The organism is Sphingomonas gei (genome assembly GCF_004792685.1).
Taxonomy (GTDB): Bacteria; Pseudomonadota; Alphaproteobacteria; order Sphingomonadales; family Sphingomonadaceae; genus Sphingomonas; species Sphingomonas gei.
This window is the reverse complement of sequence record NZ_SRXT01000022.1, coordinates 1-1,432: the sequence shown is the minus strand read 5'-3', so window position 1 is coordinate 1,432 and position 1,432 is coordinate 1. Positions and strand designations below refer to the sequence as shown.

General features: G+C 61.2%; 1 protein-coding gene. It reads left to right on the top strand.

Annotation, left to right across the window (positions count from 1 at the left end; translation table 11 throughout):
* Positions 1-29: 29 nt before the first annotated feature.
* On the top strand, positions 30-1,432 hold a 1,403-nt coding region (locus tag E5A73_RS21105; RefSeq protein WP_206366570.1), incomplete at its 3' end, for a non-ribosomal peptide synthetase.

Here is a 1,432-nt window from a genome sequence, read left to right as displayed (position 1 = left end):
CGGCACGCGCAGGGCTGGACCATGTCCCGGTGATCGATCTGGTCGAAGAGGCCGGCCTGTGGGCCGAGCAGTCCGCAACCAGCCCCGATCCGCAAGCGCTGGGCCTCACCACCCGCAACCTCGCCTATATCATCTATACCTCAGGCTCCACCGGCACACCCAAAGGCGTCATGGTCGAGCATAAAGGGGTGGTGAACCTCGGTCTCGCCACCTCCTTTCTATTCGAAATTGCAGACAGAGGTCGCCTTTTCCAGTTTACATCCCCCAGCTTTGATGCGTCTATTGGAGACATCGTTGCCTCCCTGTTCGGGGGAGCTTCCCTGCATCTATCCAGATCTGAATTGGCCATAGAAGATCTGACTCATGCCTTAAGCAAAGGCGCGATCACACATTTGATGGTACCGCCTTCCGTCTTGAGAGGTCTGGAAGTCGATAAGACAAACCATCTCGCATGCTTGGTTATGGGAGGGGAAGCGGCAAAGCCTGGACTTATCCAAGAATGGAGCATGGGCCGCAATCTCTTCAATGTCTATGGGCCTACCGAGGCTACCGTAACAACCACCGTTAAACAGTATAACAGTGCAGATGAGGACCTACCAAACATCCCCATTGGTCGTCCGATATCGAACACGCGGATCTATCTGCTGGACGCGTACCGGCAGCCTGTTCCGTTGGGTGCGGTGGGAGAGATTTACATTGGCGGCGTGGGTGTGGCGCGCGGCTATCTGAACCGGCCCGAGATGACCGCGGAGCGGTTTGTGGCGAGTCCGTTCGTGGCGGGCGACCGGCTCTACAGGACGGGTGACCTTGCGCGTTATCTGCCCGACGGCAATATCGAGTTCCTGGGCCGCAACGACCATCAGGTGAAGATCCGCGGGTTCCGGATCGAACTGGGAGAGATCGAAGCCCGGCTGGCCGAGCATCCCGGCGTGCGCGAGGCAGTCGTGGTCGCGCGTGAGGACCAGCCCGGCGACAAGCGCCTCGTCGCTTATGCCGTCCCCGCAGGCGACCTCGACAAGGCCGAGCCCGCGCTGCTGCGCGCCTGGCTTGGAACCCACCTGCCCGACTATATGGTTCCTGCGGCCTATGTGCTGCTGGACGCGCTGCCGCTGACCCCCAACGGCAAGCTAGACCGAGGCGCGCTGCCGGCGCCTGATGGCGAGGCTTATTCGCGTCAGGCCTATGAGGCGCCCCAGGGCGAGATCGAGCAGGCGCTTGCCGCGATCTGGTCCGAGCTGCTCGGCGTCGAGCGGATCAGCCGTCACGACAACTTCTTCGAACTCGGCGGACATTCGCTGTTGGCCGTAAAATTGCTGGCGCGTTTGCGCCGGCTGAACCTCAGTACCGACGTTCGCACATTGTTCGTCACGCCGGTTCTGGCAGAGCTCGCAGCGACGCTTGGCAGCTTCAGCGAAGTGGCGGTGCCGCCGAA